Below are 23799 nucleotides of genomic sequence, written 5' to 3'. Positions count from 1 at the left end.
GGCGTCCTGACGTCGGAGCTTGGCTCGCCGTCCGCGGCGCCAAAGATGCGAAAGAAAGACAGGAGAGAGGCGATGGGTGCCCATCGCAGGAACCGTCCCTCGGAATCCTTGCCGACCAGCACTTCATGCGAACGATCGCTCGAAGGGCCATGCATGGCCAAGTCGATCACGCCGCGCCCCTGGTGGAGGCGATCAAGCTGGCCGACTATATCCTGATAGACAGGCTTCTCAAGTCCGCCAACGCCCCGCGGCTCGAGTTTGACACTGCCGAGACCGCCGGGCTTCGAGCGCTCACGAATGCCGGCGCGAGCGCTATTGCGGCGCTGGACGACGACAAGTTTGCGCGCCTGACCATGCTCCCTGGGCGTCGCCGGGGAAACGCCGCCATCCGCCGCGCCCCGACTCAGTTGTGCCAGGCGCAGAGATCGCGCGGAAGATCCGCAGCCTCATCCTCCGGGACCAAGCGCGTCTCGCCGTCCCGACAGACGACGGTGTGGTCGTCGTATCCTGCCATGTCGGCCATGATCTGGACCCAATGCTCATACTGTACGGTATGGCCGGCGCCTTCGTAGACCCGCGCCTTTCGCACCTCGGGCACGGCCTCCTGCCACTCTTCCATCACGCTGAGGGGCACGGAGGTGTCCTCGTCGCCCCAGTAGAGGTAGACCGGCGCCGAGATCCGCGAGGCGTCGACGACGGCATCCGCATCGCAGCGCTGCGTGAACTCCCGGCTCAACGCGCCGGGATCGCCCCGCTGACCGCCGAGATAGAAGGCCCGCGTGGCATCGGCATAGGCTGCTGACTGCCAGCCCGGCACCACGAGGACCGGCGAGCCTGGCACGCCCCACCAGTCCATCGGGTTATGCGTCCAGCGCTCGTTGGCGTCGTTCCAATCCTCGAGCGAGCGCGTGCAGTCGATCTCGCTTCGGGTAGGCAGCGTCCAGGCAACGGCCGCCGCCGCATGGAGAGAGATCACCCGATCCGGGACCGCGGCGGCCAGGTGGGCGGCGAAGGCGCCGCCGCCGGAGATCGCGAGGATTGAAAATTCCTCCACGCCCAGATCCTCGAGAACCGCCAGTACGTCCTCGGTGTAGCCGGTATAGCCACGGGTGGGATCGAAGGCCGAGGCCCCGAAACCGTTGCGCTCCACCGAGATCATCCTCAGGCCGAGCGTCTCGCGGCTGCTGCGCGCAAACTCGGTCAGCTGAAACGCGGCAAGGCTCGTGCCAAGGCCGCCGATGAAGACGACCGGCCGCCAGTCTTCATCCCCCTCGTCAATGTAGAAAAGCTCGCGTCCGTCGTGCTCGAGCATGTGCACTTCGGCCCCGATATGGTCGAAGCCGCTCTGGAGGACGATGTCCGCAGCATTGGTCTCCGCCAGCCCCGAAGCAGGCCAAAGCGCAATAGCGGCGCAGCCTGCGGTCAGCGCACTCCAGTGACGGCGGGTCCTGCTGCTATTGGCCATGGCGCCAACTCCTCGCTTCGGGGAAGGCCAAAATGCTATAGCGTGTCCCTCAGAGCGTCAACGGCCCGGGATCAACGCCCGCGGCCGGCGCCCGAGAAGCCGGAAGTTCCAGGCCTGCGGAAGCTTGAGCTTTCGGGTTGGGTCGGCATCCACGAAGCAATGACCCCTCCGCCCGGCTGAACGGTCGGGACAGGCCTTGGACTGTCGGCGTCACGATCACACGTGATGGCGTCCTGATCGAGGATGATGTTCGGCGAGAACATGACCGCCGTGATCGACGACGGATACGGCCGGTGGCGCGCGCACCGGGATGCCGTCGAGCGCCACCAGGATCTCCTCTCCAGGCACATCCATTCCATGGAGTATGGCTCCGAGACACGCCAGAGAAACACTACCGCAATCGCCGACGCGGAGCTGGTCGTCGTCCCTTGCGATCACAGACGATTCATGACGGATTGGGCAAGCCTGTCGCGCGCCCTGAAGGCTGCGCAAAAGAGGCTTACGCAATTCCAAGAGCCAAGGGTCGCCACCTCTGCCGCGGCGCCCCCCCCGCCTCCGATGACGTCAGTGGATGACGCCCTGAGGCAACAACCCCGCCAGACGCGCAGGGTCGGGAGGCGAGCTCCCGCCCCAGGACGAAGACCGTCCGCTGGCTTGACGGCCTGCCGGACGAGACCGGCACGGACGACGCGGCCGCGGCGCAGGATCGACCGCTTTGCACGATCGCGGCGAAGAACCAGGCGCATGACCGAGGGCTTGAAGACCCGAGGACGCCGCGCCGAGACCTCGCCGGACCCAACGGGAGAACGTGCCCTGTGCAAACCCGCCGCGTTCCAGGCGCCCAGAAAGCGGGCTCAGACGAAAACGGGCGCACCCGAAGATGCGCCCGTCCTGCGATTCCGGCGGGGAGGCGCCGGGAACTCTTGAGAAACGAGCGGGTATCCCCGCTCGAAACCGCTTACTTCGCGCTGTGCGCAGCGGCTTTCTTGGCCGCGGCGGTCACTTCATCCGTCGCCTTCCTGCTGGCCAAGGCTGCGTCGCTGGTGGCTTTCTGCATCGCGGCAGAGGCTTCAGCCGACATGTCTTTCCCGGCAGCCTGCATCACTTCGACGGTTTCTGCCTGCGCGCGCTTGGCGACCTCGCCATAGGCGGCCATGTGCTCGGAGGCCAGTTCGACCGAGGTGGAGGTGAAGTCGGTCACCGATTTGGCGTATTCCGACGGATCTTCCTTGACGGCCGAGACCTTGCTCATCCCGGCGAGGGCCGACTTGGTCCATTTGCTGGAAATATCAGCCGATTTCTCGGCAGCCTTCAGGTAAACCTTGCTCATCCGCTCGGCCAGCTGGGCATGGGTGCGGAAAGAATCCTGCATCGACTGGATATTGATGGGGAAGCCACCAAAAAAGTCGTTCATCGTCTTGCTCATGTCATTCTTGGCCAAGGGGTATCTCCTTAAATCTGGTCCGGATGTCCCGGATGCGTGCTTGAACTCCATATTGATGCTGCGGTGCAGCATTACAAGCCCTACGCTCGAGATCTGCTCCTTCGATCCGCACATCCACGCCACGACCATTGCCAGCACCGCGTCGCAGCAATGAAGCCTTGGGTCTGATCGCCTACGAGATTGGATTTTCCGACGGCCGCATCACAGTGGACGCGTTCCGTCGGCCCTCGCGGATCGCCAAGGTCGACGGCCGCAGGACCTGGAGCGCCTCCTGCGGCACTGGAGGACGGCATTCACCCCCCAGCGGTCCGCGCATTTCGAGTGCTCATGAGGTTGATGCCCGATCGGCGGTGTGGGTAGATCGGGGTGTGATCGGCCAACGGCACGCACTCATGACCCAACTACCACTCCTCAGGAACACGCAGGCGCGCCGCCTGTTTCTCGATCGGCATCTGTTGCTGCGGCCCGGGTCCGGGCCGGGTACCGGGGCGGATCTGGCGGGCGTCCTGACTGATCTTGGATTCGTGCAGATCGACAGCGTCAATACGCTCGCCCGTTCACACGACCTGATCCTGTGGTCGCGACGCGGGCGGTATCGTCCGCAGGCTCTGGACGACATGGTTGCCCGCCATCGCAGCGGTTTCGAGCACTGGACGCATGACGCCGCGGTCATACCGATGCAATTCTACCCTTTCTGGCGCTTGAAGTTCATTCGCGACGAGGCACGGATGCGGCGGCACTGGCCGAAATGGCGACGCGAAGGCTGGCGCTCGGAGATCGACACCGTCCTGCGGCGAATCGTGGATCACGGCGCAGTCTCGTCGCGCGATGTCGGCGAGGGCGAGGCAAGGACCAGCTCGGGCTGGTGGGACTGGCACCCGTCGAAAACCGCGCTCGAATACCTGTGGCGCTCCGGGCAGCTGGCGATTTGCCATCGCCGGGGGTTCCGCAAGTTCTACGACCTGAGCGAACGGGTCATCCCGTCGCAATACCTGAACGCACACAGGGAAGATGACGAGATCGTCGACTGGGCGATGAGCGCGGCTCTGGATCGCCTGGGCTTCGGCACGGCCGGCGAACTCGCAGCCTTCTTCGCGATCGTCACCCGGGATGAGGCGAAGGACTGGTGCGTCCGCGCCCTCGCCAGCGGGCGCATCCTCGAATTGAATGTCGAAATGGTGGATGGCAGCCTACGGCGGTGCTTTTCGACCCGGGGGCTCCTCGACCTCGTCGCCTCGCTGCCCAGGCCATCAACGCGCGTCCGGGTTCTGTCGCCCTTCGACCCGGCGCTGCGCGACCGGGCCCGGGCCGAGCGCCTTTTCGGCTTTCACTACCGGATCGAGGTCTTCGTTCCGGCGGCGAAGCGGCGATACGGATATTATGTCTTCCCGATCATGCAGGGCGATCGCCTGATTGGACGGGTCGATGCAAGGCGTTCGTCAGCAACGCTGCACGTCAGCGCCTTCTGGCCCGAAGCCAGGACAATAATGGGCGCAGGACGCCGAGCCGCGCTGGAAGCGGAGCTGACCCGGCTGGCGCGATTGGCGGGGGTCGACGAGGTCCGCTATTCCCAAGGCTGGCTGCGGGAAGCATGACCTTAGCGCTCACCCCGCATGACCAACGCCGCAAAAAGCCTGCTCGATCCTGCGGTCGCAGTGAACCAATTTTTACCCCCCCCTTTTTGCCGAATGCCGGCGCCAGGATGAGCGGTGCGCCTTGCAGGCGGCCATGATCATCGATGATCTCGACATGCGGACCAGCTTCGCTCTACGACCAGAAAACGGCGTTACGCTTGCACGACCCGGCCGCGAAGCTCGGCACGATGATCCGCGCGGCCATCTTCTACCCATGGTGTCGGTTGCGAAGCAAGGCTTCCCGAACGCCCTCATCCCAGCCCAGGTAGAGCGTATCTCCATCGCGGATGACCGGGCGGGTCATCACCTTGGGCTGGGCCGCGATCTGGGCCTCCGCCTCCGAGTTCTTCAGCCAATTGTTCAGCCCCCGGAAGTCGCTTGATTTCCTGTCGACCAAGCGGTCCCCGAACTCTGCAAGCAGCTCGGCCAGTTCAGCCTCGCTCAGAGGTTCAGCCCGGATATCGCGAAAGGTGACAGTGATGCCCTCGGCATTCAATGCGGCACGCGCCTTCTGGCAGACCGCGCAAGTGCCTAACCCGTAGATCATCATGCGGCAACCTCTTTGGCGATGATCTTGCAGAATCATCCATCCAGGCCTCGAGCGCAACCAGATCCCGGTACATGCGATGGAAAGCCGCGGCTGTCGCCCAGTAAGCGGCCGGTTGAGAAACCCAGCCAGACCCTCGGTATTGTAGCAATGCCCCCAGTCGCGTAGGGTCTGTCGATTCATCCCGCAGCTCTCTGCCGCCTCGGTCCGGGACTTGCCTTCCAGCACCAATGCCAGCCCCAGCATCCGGCGCAATGCCCGCGCATCCTTCGTCCGCGCCGCTTACCGACGCAGGCCCGACGCCGAAAGCTCCATTCGCGGAATCGCGACTGCCATGATGATCCCCCCTGCCTCGCAAGCAGTGAACCACACGCTGGCAGAAATGGGAATCGCCCGCCGGGGTCAAAGCCTCTCGCCGCTGGTACTACAGCAGTTCATGCCATGGTGTTCCGGTTACGGGCAGGCTCCGGCTGGCCTGATAGGCGCGGATCGCGCATTCGATGTTGCGGCCGATCACCCCGTCCGCACCCTGCATATCAAATCCTCGTGCCGTGAGCCGTTGCTGCAAGGCGATCCAGTCCGCCTTGGTCAGCCCGTGGGCATCGTGCAGGAAACCACCACGCAACGGCCCGGCCCTGCCGATCCGGTCGGCCGCCCGCCCAACTGCCGGTCATGCGCGCGGCTGGAATGTCCCCGTCCTGCATGATCCTCAGCGCCGTGACCAGCTGCTGCTCGATGAAACGGCCGCGCCGCCCGTCTAAGGCCAGTGTGGAGGTGGCCGAGATCACCGGCACGTCCCCCCGCCGTTCGCCGTAGAGGCTTTCCATCCCCCAGATCGCCGTGATAAATTCCGCCCTGACGCCATGTCGGAAGTAGTAGCAGATCCCCATGTTTCTCAGCGCGCGCTCCTGGCCAAGTCCCCAACGTCTTGCTCATCGTCGATGCGCCAGCAACGGGCGAGGAGCGCATGTATGTCTGCACCCGCTATCCCCTGCGTCTGACCGAGGAACTTTTCTGCGAGCTGTGCATCGCTGAGCGGGCACCTCAAATTGCCCAGAGAGCCTTCCAGAAACCGCTCGATCTCTTGGCCGTCATCCAGTCGCACTATGACCTTTACCGCATCTTCCCCAATCGACGGGTCGGGCGTCGCACGCACCTTGCCGCGCATCGACGAGAGCTCCGGATCGGCCACAGCCTCATCAGTGAATTCATCCAGCCCTCCCCGACCACGAACCAATCCGATGGCCGCCGCGTGGTAAATCGAAAACTTGCCCTGCAACCCGCTGTCGGGTCGCTGGTCGCACAGGTCGCGCACCAGCGGCGCGACGCGGCATTCCACGTCGGCGATGCGCGCCGGATCGACACCTTCGGCATGAATGCTGCTGCAAAGCTCGATCGTAGGGTGTATCACGATTCCGCAGGGATAGGGCTTGTAAGTGTTTCCCTCGAAGCGGAAATGGGTGCCCAATCGGTCAAGAAAGCCCGTATGGTCGAATTGTCCGCCGGCGGTGACAGCAGCGAAACCGCGCGGACCCTCGAGTGGTGTCGTTCCCGTGGTGAAGCCTTCTCGCGCAAGGAAAGCTGCCTGCAAGCCACCTCGCGCCGCGTCGCCCGGATGAAAGGCCTTCGCCATCGATCCGAAGTTGTCGCGGATTCCGGACGACTGTGTGGCAGCCAAACCAAGCGCCCAGAGCATCCCTTTCTCGTCGAGACCCAACAAGCGACCTATCGCCACCGCTGCGCCGAAAATGCCGATTGATCCGGTACTGTGCCAGCCAACCTTGTAATGGGCCGGGTACGTTGCATCGCCAATGCGCGTAACCGTATCGAACCCCAGAACGAAGGCATGAATGAAGTCACGCCCCGAGACTGGCCGGACCGAAGCATAGGCAAAGAGCGCTGAGGCCACCGGCGATGTCGGGTGGATGTAGTTGCTGGGAGTAGTGTCGTCGTAGTCGTGCACGTGGCTTGAGATTCCGTTCAGAAACGCGGCGAGCGACATGTCCGTCTCTTCGCGGCGGCCCAGTACCGCAGCATTCTTTGGCCCCGAGAACTGGCCAAGCGCGCGCAACGCGATGTCCATCGCCGGATGGCCAGCGCCGCCCAGGGCACATCCCAGGTAGTTGACGAGGGCCCGCCGCGCCTCGACCAGGGTTGCCTCGTTCAGGTCTTCGGCGCGGCTGCTAACGATCGCACGCGCAAGGGTGCTGCTCAGAGAGTCCATCTTGTTTACCTTGCTGTCTGGAATTTCATCGCTGTGCCTTTGCGCCTCATTCGGCCGCCGCCCTCTCCGCATCGATTTCGCGGAATGTCTCGGTGCAGACCTTCATTGCATCCAGTGACGCCGGCACCCCGCAGTAGATGGCGACCTGGAGGATGATCTCCTGGATGGTCTCGCGGCTCATTCCGTTGTTGAGCGCGCCGCGAACGTGCAGGCGAATCTCATGCGGGCGGTTCAGTGCCGCCAGCATTGCAAGGTTGATTGCGCTGCGCATCTCGCGCGGAAGTCCCGGACGACCCCAGATCTCGCCCCAGCAATATTCCGTGACGAGTCGCTGGACAGGGGTGGTGAAATCGTCGGCCGAAGCCAGCGATTTCTCGACATGGGCAGCGCCCAGGACTTCCTTGCGGATCGCAAGACCCTTGCGGAAGAGTTCGCTTTCTTTCTCGGGATTGATCGACATGGGAACCTCTCTCCTTGCTGTGTTTGGTGCCTCGGGAGTATTGACGCGCCCCCCGGACCCGGACTGGTCAGTCGGCCTTTGCGGGCTTGCGCGGTACGGAGTCCGACGCCAGTTCGGCGCCAGCGAAGTATTCAGACATGCGGGCAATCGCAGTGTGATCGACACCTGGTCCCAGCACCTTCGACGCGGTCGCCCACAATTCGCGGCAAAGCGCCGACAAGGGCGCGGGTGTCCCGGTGCTCTCGGCAACCTTCATCGCGATTCCCACATCCTTGGCCATGAGGGACAGGGAAAAGCCGCCGGCATCGAAATCGCGCGACAAGACGTACTGCTTGAACTTGTTCCTGGTGCTATTGTTCATGCCCGACGAGCTGTTCAGGATGTCGATCATCAGGGCGGGGTCCAGGCCAAACTTCTGGCCGATCAGCAGAGCCTCGATCCCGATCAGGAAGCCTCCCGCCGACACGAGATTGTTCAGCGCCTTGAGCGCCTGGCCGGCCCCCAGAATGCCGACATGCGTTGGGGTGCCCATCGCCGACAAGAGGGACTCGGCCGCCGCGTAATCCTCGGCCTTGCCGCCTGCCATGATGGTAAGCTGCCCGCTGATCGCGCGTGGAACGCCGCCCGACACGGGCGCATCCATGATCCGGACCCCCTTCTCCTCGAGACGTTCGCTCAGGTTGCGGGTAACGCTTGGATCGCCTGAACTCATCTCGATCAGGAGCGTTCCGGACGGCGCGGCCTCGGCGAGACCGCCCGCGCCCAGGATGACCTGCTCGACGACAGCGCTGTTCGGCAGCATCGTGATTATCCGGCCGGCTTGCCGGGCGACTCCCGCCGGATCGGTAGCTGCGCGCGCGCCCACTTCCTCGGCCACCCGCTTGGCCCGGTCGGTATCGGCGTCGCAGAGCACGAGGTCGATACCCGCACGGGCGATGTTGGCAGCCATCGGCGCGCCCATCATTCCGACCCCGACGAGGCCAACCGTATCGGACGTCATCTTGCATTCTCCTTAGATTTCAATTTGATCGGGTGGGGTCGGGCCATCATGCCTCCGACCCCCGGTTTCGTGCCCGCAATGCGATTTCGGCGGCAATGAGCGCGCTCAAGCCGGCAAGCCCGACCAGGCTAATGACCAGCGTAGGGATCAGGGTCAGGACCGCGACCCCGATGTAGAGGGAGGCGTGCCAGACGGGTATCCGCCGAAAGAGCGCGAACCGTTCGAAGCCGATCGCGAGGGCGCCCGTACCCAGCACCGTCGTGGCCAGCAGGAAGAGGCCTTCGGGCGTAACGCCACCGATCATCAAGACGCGGGGTTCATAGATGAAGATGAAGGGCACGACGAATCCCACGATCGACAGGCGCAGCGCGTGCAACGCCGTGCGCATCGGGTTGGCCCCGGCGATGGATGCCGCCGCGAAGACCCCTACCATGACAGGAGGGCTGATCGCGCTCATCACCGCAAAATAGAAGATGAAGAGGTGTGCCACGATCAACTCTATCCCCTGGTCGACCATCAGCGGCGCCACCGTGACTGCAACCAGTACATAGGCCCCGATGGTCACCATACCCATTCCCAGGAACATGCAGGTGATCGCCGTCATCACGATCATCACGTGCAGGTTCCCCCGCGAGATGAGCTCAATCAGATAGGAAAGCCGGTCGCCAAGACCGGTCATCGTGAGCACGCCAATGATGACGCCGGCGATTGCCAGCGAGCCAACCAGTGGAACGCAGGTCCGGGCGCCCTGACGCATCGAATCCATGAAGTTTGCCATCAGCGAGCGCCGGGTCTCGCCGCCGATCAGGCAGACGCCGACAAACGACATGATCGCCATGGTCACTGCATAATCTGCCGAGTAACGCTGCCAGAGCAATGCGACGAGCACGATTATCGGCACGAAGAACGGGAGCACCTCGATCGAGGATCTGCGCAAGTCTGGCAGCTCGCCGGGATCAATGCTGGCGATGTTGTCCTTCAAGGAAGCCAGATGCACCTGCGCGAAGATACAGAAGTAGAACAGGAGGCACGGCACGAGCGTCAACCCCATGATGGCAATCAGCGGGTAGCCCGTGATCTCGCTCATCAGAAAGGCGGTTGCGCCCAGGATCGGCGGAGTGATTTGGCTCCCGAGCGAAGCGGTCGCCTCGACCCCGGCGGCAAAGGAGCTTCGATATCCCACGCGCTTCATCATTGGAATGGTGATCACGCCGGTGGTAACAATATTGGTCACCGCGCTACCAGACATCATGCCCATCAGAGCGCTGGCCAGAATGGCGACCTTTGCCGGCCCGCCGCGGAAGCGGCCCGCCAGCGCAAGTGTGAAATTCATGAATTTCCGGCCGCCGCCGCTCCCGTCGAGGAGTGCGGCGAAGAAGACGAAAAGCCCGATATAGCTGGCACCAATAGCCAGCGGCGTTCCGAACAGCCCATCGGTGGAGAATACCTGGCTCCAGAGCAGCCGGTCGACCGACAGGCCGGCATGGCCGACCAGGTTCGGCAACAGGTAGCCGAACAGCGCGTAGACGATCGCAAGCAGCGCAATGTAGTTCAGCGGACGAACCGCCGTGCGACGTGTCATCTCCATCGCACCGAGCAGGACGGCGATGCTTCCGGCCTTCGCGATCCAGGAGAGCTGGAAGACGAGCGCGTAGTTCAGCCAGACGGTCGCGACCCACACGCAGGCCACCCCGCCCGCGACGAGAACGCCATTCAGGAACCACTCGCCCACCGAGTGCGGATGGAAGACTCGGGACGGCAGAGTCAGTAACGCTACCGCCATGATCATCAGAAGGTAGGTCGGTCGGAACACGAGCGCCGGCGGACCGCCGAAGAAGGCCGCGTACATTGGATAGAGAAAGAGGCCGAGTGCCAGCGCACCGACCAGCGCCCGGCGCCATCGGCCCTGGTCATAATAGGGGTCCGTGAATTCCTCGGCAGAGGCGCGCGCAAGCGCCTCCGGGTCAGGTCCGCGGGGCGGAGGGGCCGGATCTGCTCTGCCCGCGTCTGGTCTGGTCTCAGCGATCATGTGGCGTGCCCGTCTGGAACTGGCTCAACCCGGCCCGGTCGGCGTCGTGGCGCCGGCCGGGCCGCGCAGGTCACTCTTCAGGCAGAAGGTGCTCGTAGTCTTCCCAGCCAGGTACGTTCATTTCCTTGTAGTAGAGCAGCGCACCGGGATGCGGTTCGATCGGCACGCGCTTCATGGCGTCCTGAAGGTTCACCTCCTCGAAGACTGAGGACGAGCGATTGACGATCTCGATGTTCTCCCAGACGGCCCGGGTCATTGCGTAGACCAGATCGTTCGGCAGATCCCCTGACAGGAACATGAACTCCGGCGCCACGAAGACCTGCTGCGGCTCCGGCACCTGCATATTGGGATACTGCTCGAGGAACGGCCAATCGACCGGCCCCGCCCAGGGAACCTGTTCAGCGATCTGCTCCGATGCTTCCGAGCCGGACTGCAAAAGCGTCACGTCGCGTGCCGTCGTCAGTTCCAGTACCGCGCCCGAATAGTCGCGAACGTAAGACATTGCGTCGATCGTGCCGTTCTGAAGCTGCGAGATCGCCTCGGACGTATCCATGTAGCGGATGTTCACCTCATCGAGTGAAACGCCGTTGGCCTCGAACACGATCTGCGAGAGCAGGTAATTCGATGTACCTGCGGGCGCGAGGGCAACGGTTGCGCCATGCAGATCAGAGACCGAGGTGAAACCCGTGGCGCTGCGGGCAAGGATGTTGAGCGGTACCTCGTTGTGCGAGAACCAGAACTTCAGGTTGATCCCTTCGGCCGGAAAAGGTTCGATCCCCTTTGTTGCGTTCTCGATGATCAGCGGCGTTCCGACGCCCCCGTGCATCGTCCTGTTATAGGTATGGATCGCGCTTTCGGCGTCGAAGCCAGGGACGACAGCGCCGGTGGCACGCACGCCCTCGATGTTTTCAGTCAGGATTCGACCGAGTGCGCTCACGAGGATGCGACTGTTGCCGGTCGCAGATCCGCCGCCGAGCACGATCTCGTAGTCCCAGTCGGAACTGCCAAGTTGCTCCTGCGCAGCGGCCGCCCCAACGCCAGTTATGAAGAGCGAAGCCGCCCCCGTCGCGGCGGCGATCTTGAACGCGAGCGTATGTCTTCCTGCCATTTGATCTTCCCTCCCTTTTCCCTGACCGATCGAAGCAGAGCATAGCGACCGTAGTATCAGTATGCAATCCTATCGTCATACAAAATTTCCGATGCGCCGGGAGTGCTGGTTGACAAGGCATGATCGTATGATGCTAATACTACGTTCATCTGGCAAGCGGGCGGTGGACCAATGAGCGTATACGATTTCGCCTTCGTCGGGCTTGGCACCATGGGCCTTCCCATGGCCGGCCGCCTGATCGACGCCGGGTATCGAGTTGTCGGCTATGATCCGCAGCCAGCCCGCCGCGACGCCATGGCGGCGCGAGGCGCTTTGGTCGCTGGTTCGGCGCAGGAGGCTGCGGTGCAGGCGCCCGTTGTCATGCTTTCTCTGCCAACACCCGAGGTTGTGGAAGATGTCATCTGCGGACCTTCCGGACTGGTCCATGTCGAAGGCGCCGCAGTGATCGTGGATCTGTCCACGACCGGCCCTGACGTGGCCCGCGCACTTGCATCGCGCATCGCGCCCCTGGGGCGCACGCTTCTCGATTGTCCGATCAGCGGCGGCGAGGAGGGCGCGAAGGACGGCACGTTGGCGCTGATGCTCGCCGGGCCGACCGCGACCGCCGAGGCGCTCGTTCCCGCGCTAACGCATCTGGGCAAGGTGTTCCTTGTGGGCGACGCGGCGGGCCAGGGTCAGACTATGAAGTTGCTCAACAATCTGATGTCCACCTGCGCGCTCGCTATCACGTCTGAGACGATGGTCCTCGGGGCAAAATGCGGCCTCGATTGCGACATGATGCTCGAGGTGTTCAACGCAGGCTCGGGCCGCAACACTGCCACGGCGTCGAAGTTTCCCAAGCATGTACTGACCCGCAGCTTCGATTTCGGCATGCCGATCAAGCTGTCCTCGAAGGACGCGCGGCTCTGCCTCGAACTGGCCGACCGTACCGGCGTTCCGATGGTCATCGGCAGCGCGGTGCGCCAACTATTGAACATCACCCGAGATCACCTCGGCCCCGACGTTGATCTGACCGAGATCGTTCGCGTGATCGAGGAATGGGGCCATCAGGAAGTCAAGGGCGCGGCGGCACGCTGACGCACCCCATCGTCCCCCAAGGAGAAGGAATGCGAATGGAAGCGCAGGCAAGGGCGGCACTGATCACCGGGGCGAGCCGCGGTCTCGGGCGGGCAATCGCGCTGGCTCTTGCCAGCGACGGATTTGCGGTGGCGCTTGCCGCACGCGACGAGCGGTCGCTTCACTTGGTCGCGGCCGAGGCGAAGAGCGCAGGGGCGCCCGATACGCTGGTCCTCGCCGGCGATCTGCGGGCACCCGAGGAGCCCGTGAAGGCGGTCGAACAGGCGGTTGCGCAGTTCGGTGGATTGGATGCGCTGGTCAACAATGCCGGCGCCACTGCCCGAGGCGACTTTCTTGCGCTGACGGACGAACAGCATCTGGACGGGTTCGCGCTGAAGTATCATGCCATGGTTCGCTTTTGCCGCGCCGCTTGGGAACCGCTGGTGACGCGCAAGGGGGCAATCGTGAACATCTCGGGCATTGGCGCCCACACACCTGAGCCCGGCTTCACCATCGGTGGCCCGGTGAATTCCGCTGTCATCAACTTCTCCAAGGCGATCTCCAAGCGTCTCGACGGGCCCCGGGTGAATGTCGTCAGCCCGGGTCATATCGAAACCGACAGGCTGTCCCGACGGATCGATACCTATGCCGAAGGCCACGGCCTGACACGCGATGCCGCGAAGGAAGCAATGCGCGGCGAACTCGGCATAGCCGCCTATGGTCAGCCCGACGACATCGCGAACATGGTCCGATACCTCTGCTCGCGCGACGCCGCCTATGTCAACGGCGCCTGTTTCGTCGTCGACGGCGGCGCGACACCCGGCATCTGAACACAGGAGGGTTCCCTCATGACCGTCGAACCTTTCGAACTCTTTGCCCTACGCTACGGCCACCATGCGGGGCGCACGGATGCGATGAATTTCATCGGCGGCGACCTGCATGATCAGGGTTCGGATCTGGACTACTTTGTCTGGGTCGCACGGCGCGGCGATCGCGTAGTGCTGATCGACACCGGCTTCTCGGAAGAGGTCGGAGCCCGACGCAATCGGCAGGTGCTGCATCCGCCTGCGGCGCTCTTGCACCGCCTCGGCATTGCACCGGATCGAATCGAGGACGTAGTCCTCACGCATCTGCATTTCGATCACGCCGGCACGCTGGGCGACTATACATCAGCGCGATTTCACCTTCAGGACAGCGAGATGGCGTTCGCGACCGGCCGCTGCATGTGCCACGCCGAATTCGCCCGACCGTTCGAAGTCGAAGACGTGGTGACGATGGTGCGTCACGTTCATGCAGGCCGGGTCGACTTCCACGACGGCGATTCCGAGATCCAGCCGGGACTCAGCCTCCACCGGATCGGTGGACATACGTCGGGGCTCCAGGCGGTGCGGGTCCTTACCAGGCGCGGCTGGGTGGTCATCGCCTCGGACGCGTCTCATCTTTACGCCAACATGCATGGCGGGCGGCCATTCCCGATTGTCGCAAACGCGATAGAGATGCTCGAAGGTTTCCGCCGCATCCACGCCCTGGCCGATGGCCCCGATCACGTGATCCCGGGCCACGACCCACTTGTTATGGCGCTGTACCCAGCCCCCTCCCAGGAATTCGAGGGCATGGTCGCGCGTCTGGACGCGCCGCCCCGACAGATCTGACCACGCCCCTTGAGCAGGAGTAACAAGATGAACCGACCGGCCCAGGATCGAGCAGCCGAAGACCGTTTGGCCACATTCGCTGCCGAACTGGGCCATGCGGATCTGACCGAGGACCTGCTGCATTCAGGGCGGCGCTCGCTCGTCAACATCTTCGCCACCGCCTTCACCGGGTGTGCAGAGGAGGCGATCTCGATCCTGCTCGAGACCGAGGCGCCCTTCGCCGCACCGGGGAACTGCACGCTGATCGGGCGGGGCGAGCGCACCAATCCGGCGCTCGCCGCATGCCTGAACGGCGCCGGCGCCAACATCTTCGACTTCGACGACACGCACGAGGCCACGATCATACACCCGGCGGCACCGGTCTTTCCGGCGCTCTTCGCCCTGGCCGAAGCCAGGTCCGAGACGGGAAAGCCCGTCGCCGGGCGCGACCTTTTACGCGCCTTTATCCTCGGCTGTGAGGTCGAGTGCCGCATAGGGAACGCCATGTCGCCCGAGCATTACGCGCGCGGCTGGCACATCACATCGACCTGCGGGATCTTTGGCGCGGCTGCGGCAACGGGCCACCTGCTCGGTCTCTCGCCGGAACGGATGCGCCACGCGTTCTCGGCAGCAGCAGCGCAATCGGCGGGGTTGGTCGAGACGCTGGGGACGATGGCGAAAAGCGTGAGTGTCGGCAATGCGGCACGGCTTGGCTTCATGTCGGCCCTTCTGGCGGCACAGGGACTGACCGGCCCTGCCCGGCCGCTTTCAGGCACGCGCGGATACCTTCGCGTCTACGCCGACGCGCCGCGCATCGACGCGCTGACCGCCGCTCTCGGCAGCCACTGGGAAGCGGCGAGCAATACCTACAAGCCCTATCCCGTCGGCGTGGTGCTGAACCCGGTGATCGAAGCCGTGCTCGACATGCGGGAAGCGGACGGCCTTCGCCTGCCCGATGTCGCCCGGATCGAACTTACCGGCCATCCGCTTCTGCGCCAGCGCACCGATCGCGCCGACGCCGCGACCGGTCGCGAAACCCAGGTCAGCGCACAGCATGCGGTGGCGATCGCCCTTCTACGTGGAACCGCCGGACTGGCGGAGTTCGGCGATGCCGCGGCCGCCGCGACGCTGGCCGCCGGTCGGCCTGAGATCGAGTTCACGGACAGTGATGCTCACGGCATCGATTCCATAGAGATCACGGTCCATCTGAGCAACGGGCGACGCATCGGGCGCCAGATCGACCACGCCGCTGGGTCGCGCGCGCGCCCGCTTACCGATGGCGCGCTCGAAACGAAACTCTCGACCGCGGCGAAGGCCGCCGGATTCAAGGGCGACATTCAGGGACTCATTGCCGCGCTCTGGAAGATTGACAGTGCACCAGACGCCGCCGTCATCGTCCGCATGGCTGCGGCCGCGCCATGACCCGCACTGCGCTCGTCACCGGATCGGTCGGCGGGCTTGGCCTTGCCATCGCCGAATGCCTGGCCGCGGCGGGCTACAGAGTGGCTCTCAACGGACTCGCGCCGCAAGACGAGGGCGAGAGGATCGCGGGCGAACTCGCCCAACGCCACGATATCCACACCGAGTATTTTGGTGCCGACCTGTCCCGCCGCGACCGGATCGAGGCGCTGGTGTCCACCATAGAGGAGCGGCTCGGCGCAATCGACGTTCTCGTGAACAATGCCGTGGTCCGGCATTTCGCGCCGGTCGACACATTCGACCCCGACAGCTGGCAACGCGCCCTCGACGTCAACCTGACCGCGCCATTCCACTTGGCGCGGCTGCTCATAGCCGGAATGAAGGATCGCGGCTGGGGACGCATCGTCAACATCGCGTCCTATTACGGGTATCGCGGCGCAGAGAACCGCATCGACTATGTGACAACGAAAACGGCGCTACTCGGCATGACGCGCGCCCTTGCCATCGAATGCGCGAAGAGCGGGATCACGGCGAATGCCGTCTGCCCTGGATCGGTGGGAACGGAGGCGATCCTGGGCCGCATCCGCGGCATGGCCGACGAAACCGGCGCCGATTTCGAGAGGTTGGCGGAAAGCTACGCCGCGGAACGGAATCCGATGGGCCGGTTCGTCGCCGCCGAAAGCGTGGGCGCGATGGTCGCTTTTCTGTGCAGCGATGCTGGGCGTGATATCTCGGGCGCCATCATACCGGTAGACGGCGGCTGGCTCGCCCGCTGACGCGATTATGACACCACAGGATGAGGCGGTAGCCTTTGCAGCCGAAGCAGGCTATTGTATTATTATGGTATCGAAAAAGCCATCGAGCGACGTATAGTTTCGCTGCTGTTCCCGATGCCTTGCTTGAAAGGGTATGCTCGCACATGTCACAATCCGATTCCAGTTTTCGCGTCGAGCGCGTCGCTGCTCCTTTGCGTCATTCGGTGACCGAGAGTATTCGCACTGCCATCGCGACTGGTCGCTTCAAGGCCGGCGATCATCTTCCCGAGCGGGAACTTTGCGAGTTAACCGGCGTAAGTCGCACGCTCGTGCGCGAAGCGATGCGCCAGCTCGAATCCGAGGGGGTCGTAACCGTCGAGCCCCATCGCGGGCCATTCGTGGCGCGCATAACGTCCGAGCAGGCGAACGGCATCTATCAGCTTCGCAGCGAACTCGAAAGTTTCGCCTGTAGTCTCTTCATCGAGAATGCAACCGAGGATCAACGCAAAGCATTAGTTACGGCGCTCGCCGGTATCCGAAGTGCCGCACGGCGCAACGCAGATCCGCAGGCGCGTCTGGCCGCGAAGAACAATTTCTATGACTGCCTCGTCCGCGGGACCAACAACGAAGCGCTGGGAAGCTGCCTCTACATGCTCAATGCCCGCATCACTCTTCTGCGTGCAACGTCGTTGAAGGCGCCGGGTCGAATCAAGGACAGCGTCGCCGAACTTACCGCGCTCGTCGAGGCGCTGCTGGCCCGCGATCAGCCGCGGGCGGAAGAACTGGCGCGCGACCACGTTGCCAAGGCCGCCGCCGCAGCGATACCGTTGATTACTGAGGAAAGCGGCAAGAAGGCAGCGAAGCCCTGAGCGGTCGCGATGGAGCCGTCGCTTCCATCCTCCGAGCGTGATTCAGGCCGACGGAGGATCAAGCAGTCTCTTCGACCTCACCAGAGATCGGGTCGCCGGCTGCTGTCAAACGGTTGAGACGCTGCCTCTTGTTGCACGCTCAACCAAGCGAAAATCTGGAATTTCGGCGGTGCTCCCGCCAAACTTCGGGGCACGGCAATGATCGGTTTCTGTTCCCGTAAAGCTGGCGCGCTGCAATGACTGAGCAGCGCGCCAAAGTTTCCTTAGCCCCCACCCTGACTCTTGGGACCGGGTGGAGGGGCGCTTCGCGATCAGTCGTCGGCTGCCTCGCCCAGGCTTTCAAGCATTGCCTCGTAAGTCGCTCGCTCGTTCGCGATGACTTCACGCGCCTCCTCAAGGCCCCTGAAGGTCATGTCCATTGAACGGGCTTCACCCACGTTCTGCGCCCGTTCACCCTTCACCCCGGGCTCAAAGGCGTTTGAGATCGCTTGCAGGACCTCTTCCGGAGTGCCCGCCGGAGCGTGAAGCGAAATGTGGCTTGTCACGCCGAACTCGAAGCCCAGATCCTCCATCGAGACGAGGTCCGGCATGACTGCGAGCCGACCGTGCGAGGCGGCAAATAGCGCCTTTGCATCGCCCGCGTTGACCAGTGGTGCCCAAGAGCCGCCCGAGAAGGAAAGATCCACGTCACCGGCCAAGACCGCCTGCGTTGCACCAGCTCCACCGCTGACGGGCAGCGGCAGAAGTTCGATCCCGCGTTCCCGCGCGATGTACTGCATCAGCAACCGGTCGATGGCCAACTGGCTGGCAAAGGAAAGCGGCCGGTTCTCGGACTTGACCGTCTCGATTGCCTCGTCGAGGGTGTCGAAAGGCTTGTCGTTGTTCGCGAAGACCGCGTTCTGGAATTCTCCGAGAATGGCCACGGTCTCGAAATCCTCGAGACTGTAGGCGGTCGGCTCCACCAGTGGCGCGAGCGTGATCGAGGTCGAATTGGTAGCAAGTAGCGTGTAGCCATCTGGATCTTCGCGCATCACCTGAGCTGCGGCCACACCGCCTCCGGCGCCGCCGACGTTCCGGACCAGCACGTTCTGTCCGAATTGTTCGCTCAGGATGTCGACCATCGCACGGATTGCGGCATCTGTTCCGCCGCCTGCCGGATAGGCAACGACTATGGTGATGTCCTCCTGCGGCCAATCCTGTGCTTGAGCGGGCTGCCCGGCGAGCGCAACAAGCGCTGCCGCAGCGATGGCGCCGCCTGCGACGGCGTTCTTTGCAAGTGTGGCGGTCAGTTCTGCAACTGTTGACATTGTGTCCTCCCTTCAGTCGCGGTCTTGGTCAGCCTTGGAAGGCTGCGTGATCTCCACCGGACGTAAGCCAGCGATGCTGAAGCGCCAGATGGAGAATGCGGTAAGCACGAGGAAAATCAACGCGATCGGGTGTTCGAGAAGCACGGCCGGATTGCGCTGGCTGATGATCAGCGATTGCCGGATCGTCAGCTCCGCCATTGGCCCCAGCACATAGCCGACGACAAAAGTCACGAAGGAGAAATCGAGCTTTTTCATGAAGTAGCCGACGAAGCCAAAGCCGATCATCAGATAGACGCCAAACATCGTGCCGCTTTCCATGTAGGCGCCGATGACGCAAAGAAAGACGATGATTGGGTAGATGACCGTTTGCCTCGTGCGGATGACCATGCGAAGGATGTATTGGCCAAACATGCCGACGATGATCAGTCCCAGCGAGGCCATCAGCATCCCGATATAGATGCCGTAGACGACATCTGCATTCTCGCGAAAAAGAAAAGGCCCGGGCGTCAGGCCGTGCATCAGGAACGCGCCCATCAGCAGTGCCGTCGACAGGCTACCCGGAACACCGATCGCAAAAACAGGGATTAAAGACGCCGGGACCGTGGCGTTGTCGGCGGCCTCCGAGGCGGCCACGCCTTCCGGCGCGCCCTTGCCAAACGCACGGGGGTCGGCCGAACGCTGCCGCGTCCAAGTGTAGGAGAGGAATGAAGCGAGTGTCGCCCCCAGCCCCGGCAGCAACCCCACGAGTGTGCCGATGATCGCTCCACTGAATGTCGCTTTGCCGACGCGTCGGGCCTCGTTCCGGTCCATTCGGTTGGCGTCTGGGTCCTCGGACCCAGGCTCCTGCTGGGGCGTCGTATAATCTCCGCGCCAGCCGTTATCGATCTGCACCAGGATCTCGGAAAGCGCCAGGGTGCCTATCGCAACCGCAAGCAGCGGGATGCCATCATACAAGTTCACGATGCCGAAGGTGAGCCGAGGCAGCCCGGTTTCCACATCGATTCCCGGAGCCGAGAGCAACAACCCGAGCGTTCCGGCAATCAGCGCCTTGAAGAATGAATCGCCGGAGACGGCGGCGATGAAAGTGATGGAGAAAATCAGGATCGACGCAAGTTCGATCGGACCCAGAGTGACGGCGAAACGGGCAAGCGGCTGGGCAAGCGCGATCAGGATCAGTGTCGCGATGACATCGCCGACGACCGACGCGAACAGCGCGATGTTCAGCGCCTTGCGAGCGCGCCCGCTAAGGGTCATTGGATATCCGTCATAGGTCGTGACGACCGAAGATGGCTCGCCCGGCACGTTGATGAGGATTGCCGAGACAGCCGAGCCGGCAGCGCCCCCCTTGTTGATTCCGATGAGGAACGAAAGCGCCATCGCCGGCGACATCGCAAAGGTGAACGGCAGTGCGACCGCGATAGCGGTGGTTCGGTTCATTCCCGGCAGGGCGCCCACGAAATAGCCCAGAAGCACGCCCAGCGTCACATAGAAGAACACCAGCAGCGTGAATGTCTCGGAGGCGGCTATGGCGAAATTCTCAAGCATCGCGACGCGTCACGGCAGCGGCATGATGAGCACATGCCGGGCCAATAGGTAGATGCTTACGACTGGAATCGTCGAGGTGAGCAGGATGACCAAGGCGCTTCGTTCCGCAAGCAACAACATCAACGCCGCGATCAGCAGCGGCGCGCCGACGAAGAGGCCGGCGTAGTGGATCAACACGACACCGGCGACGATAATCGCGACTGCAATGGCAAAGACCATTAGGTTCAGTCGGCTGATCGGCGACGGTCGCGGCCGCCTAACACGCATGCGATAGATTGACTGTACAATCAGACAGAGCGAGAAAATCATCAGACAAACCGACAGCAGCGTCGGAAAAAACGTCGGGGGCAGCCCGAAGGTCACTCCTTGATAGGTGGTGAAGGGGATCAGAACGAACGCCATCAGTGCGCCGAAGGCGAAGAGCCCAATGCCAAAAGCGAGATCGGTCTTGTACATCGCTCGTTGCCGCCCCTCTCAACATCTCGCTGCCGGCTCCTGCGATCCGCGTCACCGGGATGCCGCCTCCTCCTCCGGCGTCGGCACGCCAGCAGCAGATCGTTCGAAAGTACCCGACAAGACGGATATGTCAATATTCAAGTCATACAATAATAATGAGGATCTCCTCAAACCGTGTTGGGGGAGAGATTTGTCCGGGGATGTTTCCAAGTTGCGATTCCGGACTGCGTCGCGAGCGCGGCGTAGCTCGCCGCTCTCTGAGCGCACGAAACGGTGCCCGGAGGGCCAGCGGTTCAAGTGCCTTTGGGAGCATCACTACGCGCCTGACGGAGCGAACTATTTCCTCGCGACAGCCCCGTCTCAAGTGGTTTCCGCGCCCGGGCAGCAGCACTTCCGGCAAGAATGCGCCCTCATTTCGTTCCGGCAGCGACGATGGTCGGGAATGCCGATGCCGTCCGGCGTGCACGGGCGGGACGCGCGGCGCCGGTGCTATCGGCGCGGCACCACGGTGCGTCCCACCGGCCAGAGTGCGAAGCCGGCAAGCTTCAGATGCGCCCAGGCGAAGGGGATGCCGATGATCGTCAAGGCCATCGCGACGGCGCTGACCAGGTGTCCCAGCGCCAGCCACCAGCCGGCGAGCACGAGCCAGATGATGTTGCCAATGAAACCGAGGGGGCCGGTGCCGAGGTCCGAGCGGCCGAACGCGACGTCGCGGCTTTCGGCGCGGCTGCCGAAGGGCATGAGCGTGTAGGCTGCGGTGTTCAGTGCCGAGCGCGCCCAAGGCAAGCCAATGATCGAGATCGCCATGATGACAGCGGCCAGCAGCCAGCCCAGCGCCATCCAGATCCCGCCGAGGACCAGCCAGAGGATGTTGAGAATGAGTGAAAGCATGTCAAGCGAACCCCCGCAGTCGCGATCCGGTTCCCCCGGGCGCGACGGCACCGGCCAGTTATGCGTCCAATTCCTGTCGCCACAGGTCCCCGCCGCTCGAGCGCTCAGCGCGCCGCGCGGCGGCAGCGCGCGCTCCTCAGTCTCAAGGCGGGCGCACAGCCGCGTCAGCCAGGCCGCCCCCTGATCGCTGTGGCTGCGCGGGCCACACGATGAGCCCAAGAGAAATCGCCTCAACAGATCTGAACCCTCTCAGCACAGAAATCATCTGCGCGGGCGCTGCCTCTGGGTACGGCTGTACCCCGCACTGGTACCGATCGGGGATAAGCCATGCCGCGCCTTCCCTCCTGGGCCGATACCGACCGCAACTATCGACGCGACGCCATCATGGGCCTGACCGTCGCCGAAGCCTTTATGGCGATCGCCTTCGCGTTGCCGATGTTGCTGGCGCTCTGGCGCTACGAAACGGACACCGACAGCCAGGTCACGGAGCGCGATCTGCACTCGGCACTGGCGGAGAACAAGGCGCTCGAGCGTGAGCTTGCGAGGATGGAAAACCTGAGAGGGATCAGTCGTCTTTCGCCCGAGGTGCGCGCGATGCTGCTCGAGATGGCCGAAGAAGGGCGCCTTCGACTTACCCGGGTTCTTGAGGAGAATAGACTGGGCCATCGCGAGGGAGCCGATGTTAGCCGCGACGTCGGTCCACATCATGGGCGGTCGCGAGGCGGCCCTCGGCCGGGATCACCTCGCAGGCCCCGGCCTGGCGCCTCCGCGTGGCGCGACGGCGAAGGTCGGCGCGTCGAGAAACGCTTGCACCTGTCAGATACCGCCGTCATGCAGGCAGTATGAAGCGTGCGCGAAGACAATGACCTCCCCTAAGCTGCACGGCCTTGGTTGGTCCCGGTTCTTTGCCGCGCAACTGGACCCCGACGACGCGGGCCTTGTTGCGGTGCGCATTGCAGCCGTCCATCGGTCCCGCCTGATGGCGGAAACGGGAACCGGGCAGATCAGACTTGATCCTCCGGCGCATGCAAGCACGATGGACTTCGCGGTCGGGGACTGGGTGCTGATCGAGCCCGGTGCCGAGTCTGTCCTGCGCAGGCTGGAACGACGCACGCTTTTGCGACGCCGGACCGAAGGCGGCCACCGGCAATTGATCGCGGCGAATGTCGATTCGCTGTTCATCGTCACCTCGTGCAACGAGGATTTCAATCTGGCGCGGCTGGAACGCTATCTGGCACTTGCGAACGAGGCCGGGATCGACGCGGTGATCGTGCTGACCAAGATCGACCAGGCGGACGACGCAGGGTCCTATCTTGTCCAAGCCAAGGCGTTGCAGCGCGACCTGGGCGTTGTCCTACTGAACGCAAAGGCTCCCGAGGCCGTCGACAGGTTGTCGCCTTGGTGCGGGCCGGGCCAAACCGTCGCCATCGTGGGCTCATCCGGTGTCGGCAAGTCGACGCTCGTGAACAACCTGGCCGACAAGGCACCCGCTGAAATGCAGCTGACCAGAAGCATCCGCGAGGGCGACGCCAAGGGCCGCCATACGACCACCTCTCGTTCGCTTCACACCATCGCGGGTGGAGCTTGCCTGATCGACACACCGGGGATGCGAACGCTGCATGTCAGCGATGTCGGGGCCGGTCTGGACGTCCTCTTCGCCGAGATCACCGAGCTGGCCCCGAAATGCCGCTTCAGCGATTGCACCCATGCGCACGAACCGGGTTGCGCCGTTCAGGCAGCCGTCGCGGCGGGCGCGCTGTCGGCTGTGCGCCTGGACCGCTGGCGCAAGCTTCGCGACGAGAACCGTGCCAACACCCCGGTTCAGTCCGGTCCCCGTCGCAACAAGGCCCAGGGCACGCGTCGGGGACGGCGGTGAAAGGGTCGTCAGCGCTTTCGTTCGCCGTCGTCAGCCGCTGACGAGTTCATGTCGAGAGACCGCGCGCTGGGCCGTGACACGGC

General features: G+C 63.6%; 21 protein-coding genes and 1 pseudogene. 9 read left to right on the top strand and 13 right to left on the bottom strand.

Annotated features, from left to right (window positions below; translation table 11 throughout):
• Positions 1–403: 403 nt before the first annotated feature.
• Both IM708_RS13895 and IM708_RS13890 read right to left on the bottom strand, forming a co-directional pair.
• Positions 404–1465 carry an alpha/beta hydrolase gene (locus IM708_RS13895; RefSeq protein ID WP_209427175.1) on the bottom strand — a complete coding sequence of 354 codons (1062 nt, stop codon included), beginning with the start codon at positions 1463–1465 and terminating at the stop codon, positions 404–406.
• Positions 1466–2423: 958 nt separating this feature from the next.
• Positions 2424–2906 (bottom strand): phasin family protein, encoded by a 483-nt coding sequence (locus tag IM708_RS13890; RefSeq protein ID WP_245243194.1) that lies wholly within the window; start codon positions 2904–2906, stop codon positions 2424–2426.
• Between the two features lie 395 nt (positions 2907–3301).
• Between IM708_RS13890 and IM708_RS13885 the strand changes: the two genes are divergently transcribed.
• Positions 3302–4504 (top strand): crosslink repair DNA glycosylase YcaQ family protein, encoded by a 1203-nt coding sequence (locus IM708_RS13885; protein WP_209427174.1) that lies wholly within the window; start codon positions 3302–3304, stop codon positions 4502–4504.
• 247 nt (positions 4505–4751) lie between these two features.
• Here IM708_RS13885 and IM708_RS21320 read toward each other — a convergent pair whose 3' ends face one another.
• From IM708_RS21320 to IM708_RS13850, 7 genes and pseudogenes are all read right to left on the bottom strand, one after another.
• A complete protein-coding gene (locus tag IM708_RS21320; protein WP_245243193.1) occupies positions 4752–5093 on the bottom strand; it encodes an ArsC/Spx/MgsR family protein in 342 nt (113 codons plus the stop codon).
• Positions 5094–5514: 421 nt separating this feature from the next.
• A pseudogene (locus tag IM708_RS13875) lies at positions 5515–5959 on the bottom strand (peptidoglycan-binding protein); the annotation flags it as partial.
• Between the two features lie 26 nt (positions 5960–5985).
• The gene (locus IM708_RS13870; protein ID WP_209427172.1) at positions 5986–7314 is read right to left on the bottom strand and encodes an MmgE/PrpD family protein; all 1329 of its coding nucleotides are present in this window, start codon (positions 7312–7314) and stop codon (positions 5986–5988) included.
• A gap of 46 nt (positions 7315–7360) precedes the next feature.
• Positions 7361–7774, bottom strand: a complete 414-nt coding sequence (locus tag IM708_RS13865; RefSeq protein ID WP_209427171.1) for a carboxymuconolactone decarboxylase family protein — start codon at positions 7772–7774, stop codon at positions 7361–7363.
• A gap of 67 nt (positions 7775–7841) precedes the next feature.
• A complete protein-coding gene (locus IM708_RS13860) occupies positions 7842–8774 on the bottom strand; it encodes an NAD(P)-dependent oxidoreductase (RefSeq protein ID WP_280860594.1) in 933 nt (310 codons plus the stop codon).
• A 46-nt stretch (positions 8775–8820) separates the two neighbouring features.
• Entirely contained in the window at positions 8821–10803 is a 1983-nt protein-coding gene (locus IM708_RS13855) for a TRAP transporter fused permease subunit (RefSeq protein ID WP_209427169.1), read from the bottom strand.
• A gap of 70 nt (positions 10804–10873) precedes the next feature.
• A complete protein-coding gene (locus tag IM708_RS13850; RefSeq protein ID WP_209427168.1) occupies positions 10874–11911 on the bottom strand; it encodes a TAXI family TRAP transporter solute-binding subunit in 1038 nt (345 codons plus the stop codon).
• 171 nt (positions 11912–12082) lie between these two features.
• Here IM708_RS13850 and IM708_RS13845 point away from each other — a divergent pair, with 171 nt between their 5' ends.
• The 6 genes from IM708_RS13845 to IM708_RS13820 all read left to right on the top strand — a co-directional run bounded on the left by IM708_RS13845 (position 12083) and on the right by IM708_RS13820 (position 17641).
• Positions 12083–12988 (top strand): NAD(P)-dependent oxidoreductase, encoded by a 906-nt coding sequence (locus IM708_RS13845; protein ID WP_209427167.1) that lies wholly within the window; start codon positions 12083–12085, stop codon positions 12986–12988.
• A gap of 29 nt (positions 12989–13017) precedes the next feature.
• On the top strand, positions 13018–13797 hold the full coding sequence (locus IM708_RS13840; protein ID WP_209427166.1) for an SDR family oxidoreductase: 780 nt from the start codon (positions 13018–13020) through the stop codon (positions 13795–13797).
• A gap of 18 nt (positions 13798–13815) precedes the next feature.
• The gene (locus IM708_RS13835) at positions 13816–14619 is read left to right on the top strand and encodes an N-acyl homoserine lactonase family protein (RefSeq protein ID WP_209427165.1); all 804 of its coding nucleotides are present in this window, start codon (positions 13816–13818) and stop codon (positions 14617–14619) included.
• Between the two features lie 27 nt (positions 14620–14646).
• A complete protein-coding gene (locus tag IM708_RS13830) occupies positions 14647–16020 on the top strand; it encodes an MmgE/PrpD family protein (RefSeq protein WP_209427164.1) in 1374 nt (457 codons plus the stop codon).
• Positions 16017–16793, top strand: coding sequence for an SDR family oxidoreductase (locus IM708_RS13825; RefSeq protein WP_209427163.1), 777 nt, complete (start codon positions 16017–16019; stop codon positions 16791–16793). The genes IM708_RS13830 and IM708_RS13825 overlap by 4 nt, the downstream gene beginning before the upstream one ends.
• A 143-nt stretch (positions 16794–16936) precedes the next feature.
• Complete coding sequence (locus IM708_RS13820) at positions 16937–17641, top strand: GntR family transcriptional regulator (protein ID WP_209427162.1); 705 nt, start codon at positions 16937–16939, stop codon at positions 17639–17641.
• 311 nt (positions 17642–17952) lie between these two features.
• On the opposite strand, the gene IM708_RS13815 is transcribed toward IM708_RS13820, so the two are convergent.
• The 4 genes from IM708_RS13815 to IM708_RS13800 form a co-directional block, all read right to left on the bottom strand.
• Positions 17953–18948, bottom strand: coding sequence for a tripartite tricarboxylate transporter substrate binding protein (locus IM708_RS13815; protein ID WP_209427161.1), 996 nt, complete (start codon positions 18946–18948; stop codon positions 17953–17955).
• A gap of 12 nt (positions 18949–18960) precedes the next feature.
• Positions 18961–20493 carry a tripartite tricarboxylate transporter permease gene (locus tag IM708_RS13810; RefSeq protein WP_209427160.1) on the bottom strand — a complete coding sequence of 511 codons (1533 nt, stop codon included), beginning with the start codon at positions 20491–20493 and terminating at the stop codon, positions 18961–18963.
• Positions 20494–20502: 9 nt separating this feature from the next.
• Positions 20503–20949: a tripartite tricarboxylate transporter TctB family protein gene (locus tag IM708_RS13805; protein WP_209427159.1), complete on the bottom strand. Its 447-nt coding sequence runs from the start codon at positions 20947–20949 to the stop codon at positions 20503–20505.
• Between the two features lie 489 nt (positions 20950–21438).
• Positions 21439–21840 (bottom strand): YccF domain-containing protein, encoded by a 402-nt coding sequence (locus tag IM708_RS13800; protein ID WP_209427158.1) that lies wholly within the window; start codon positions 21838–21840, stop codon positions 21439–21441.
• Between the two features lie 327 nt (positions 21841–22167).
• Here IM708_RS13800 and IM708_RS13795 point away from each other — a divergent pair, with 327 nt between their 5' ends.
• Positions 22168–22686 carry a hypothetical protein gene (locus IM708_RS13795; RefSeq protein WP_209427157.1) on the top strand — a complete coding sequence of 173 codons (519 nt, stop codon included), beginning with the start codon at positions 22168–22170 and terminating at the stop codon, positions 22684–22686.
• 16 nt (positions 22687–22702) lie between these two features.
• A complete protein-coding gene (gene rsgA, locus IM708_RS13790; protein ID WP_209427156.1) occupies positions 22703–23716 on the top strand; it encodes a ribosome small subunit-dependent GTPase A in 1014 nt (337 codons plus the stop codon).
• The last annotated feature ends 83 nt before the right edge of the window (positions 23717–23799 follow it).

It is taken from the genome of Pararhodobacter sp. SW119 (assembly GCF_017811755.1).
GTDB lineage: Bacteria > Pseudomonadota > Alphaproteobacteria > Rhodobacterales > Rhodobacteraceae > Pararhodobacter.
The sequence above is the reverse complement of the archived record's forward strand: the minus strand, read 5'-3'. Positions and strand labels throughout refer to the sequence as shown.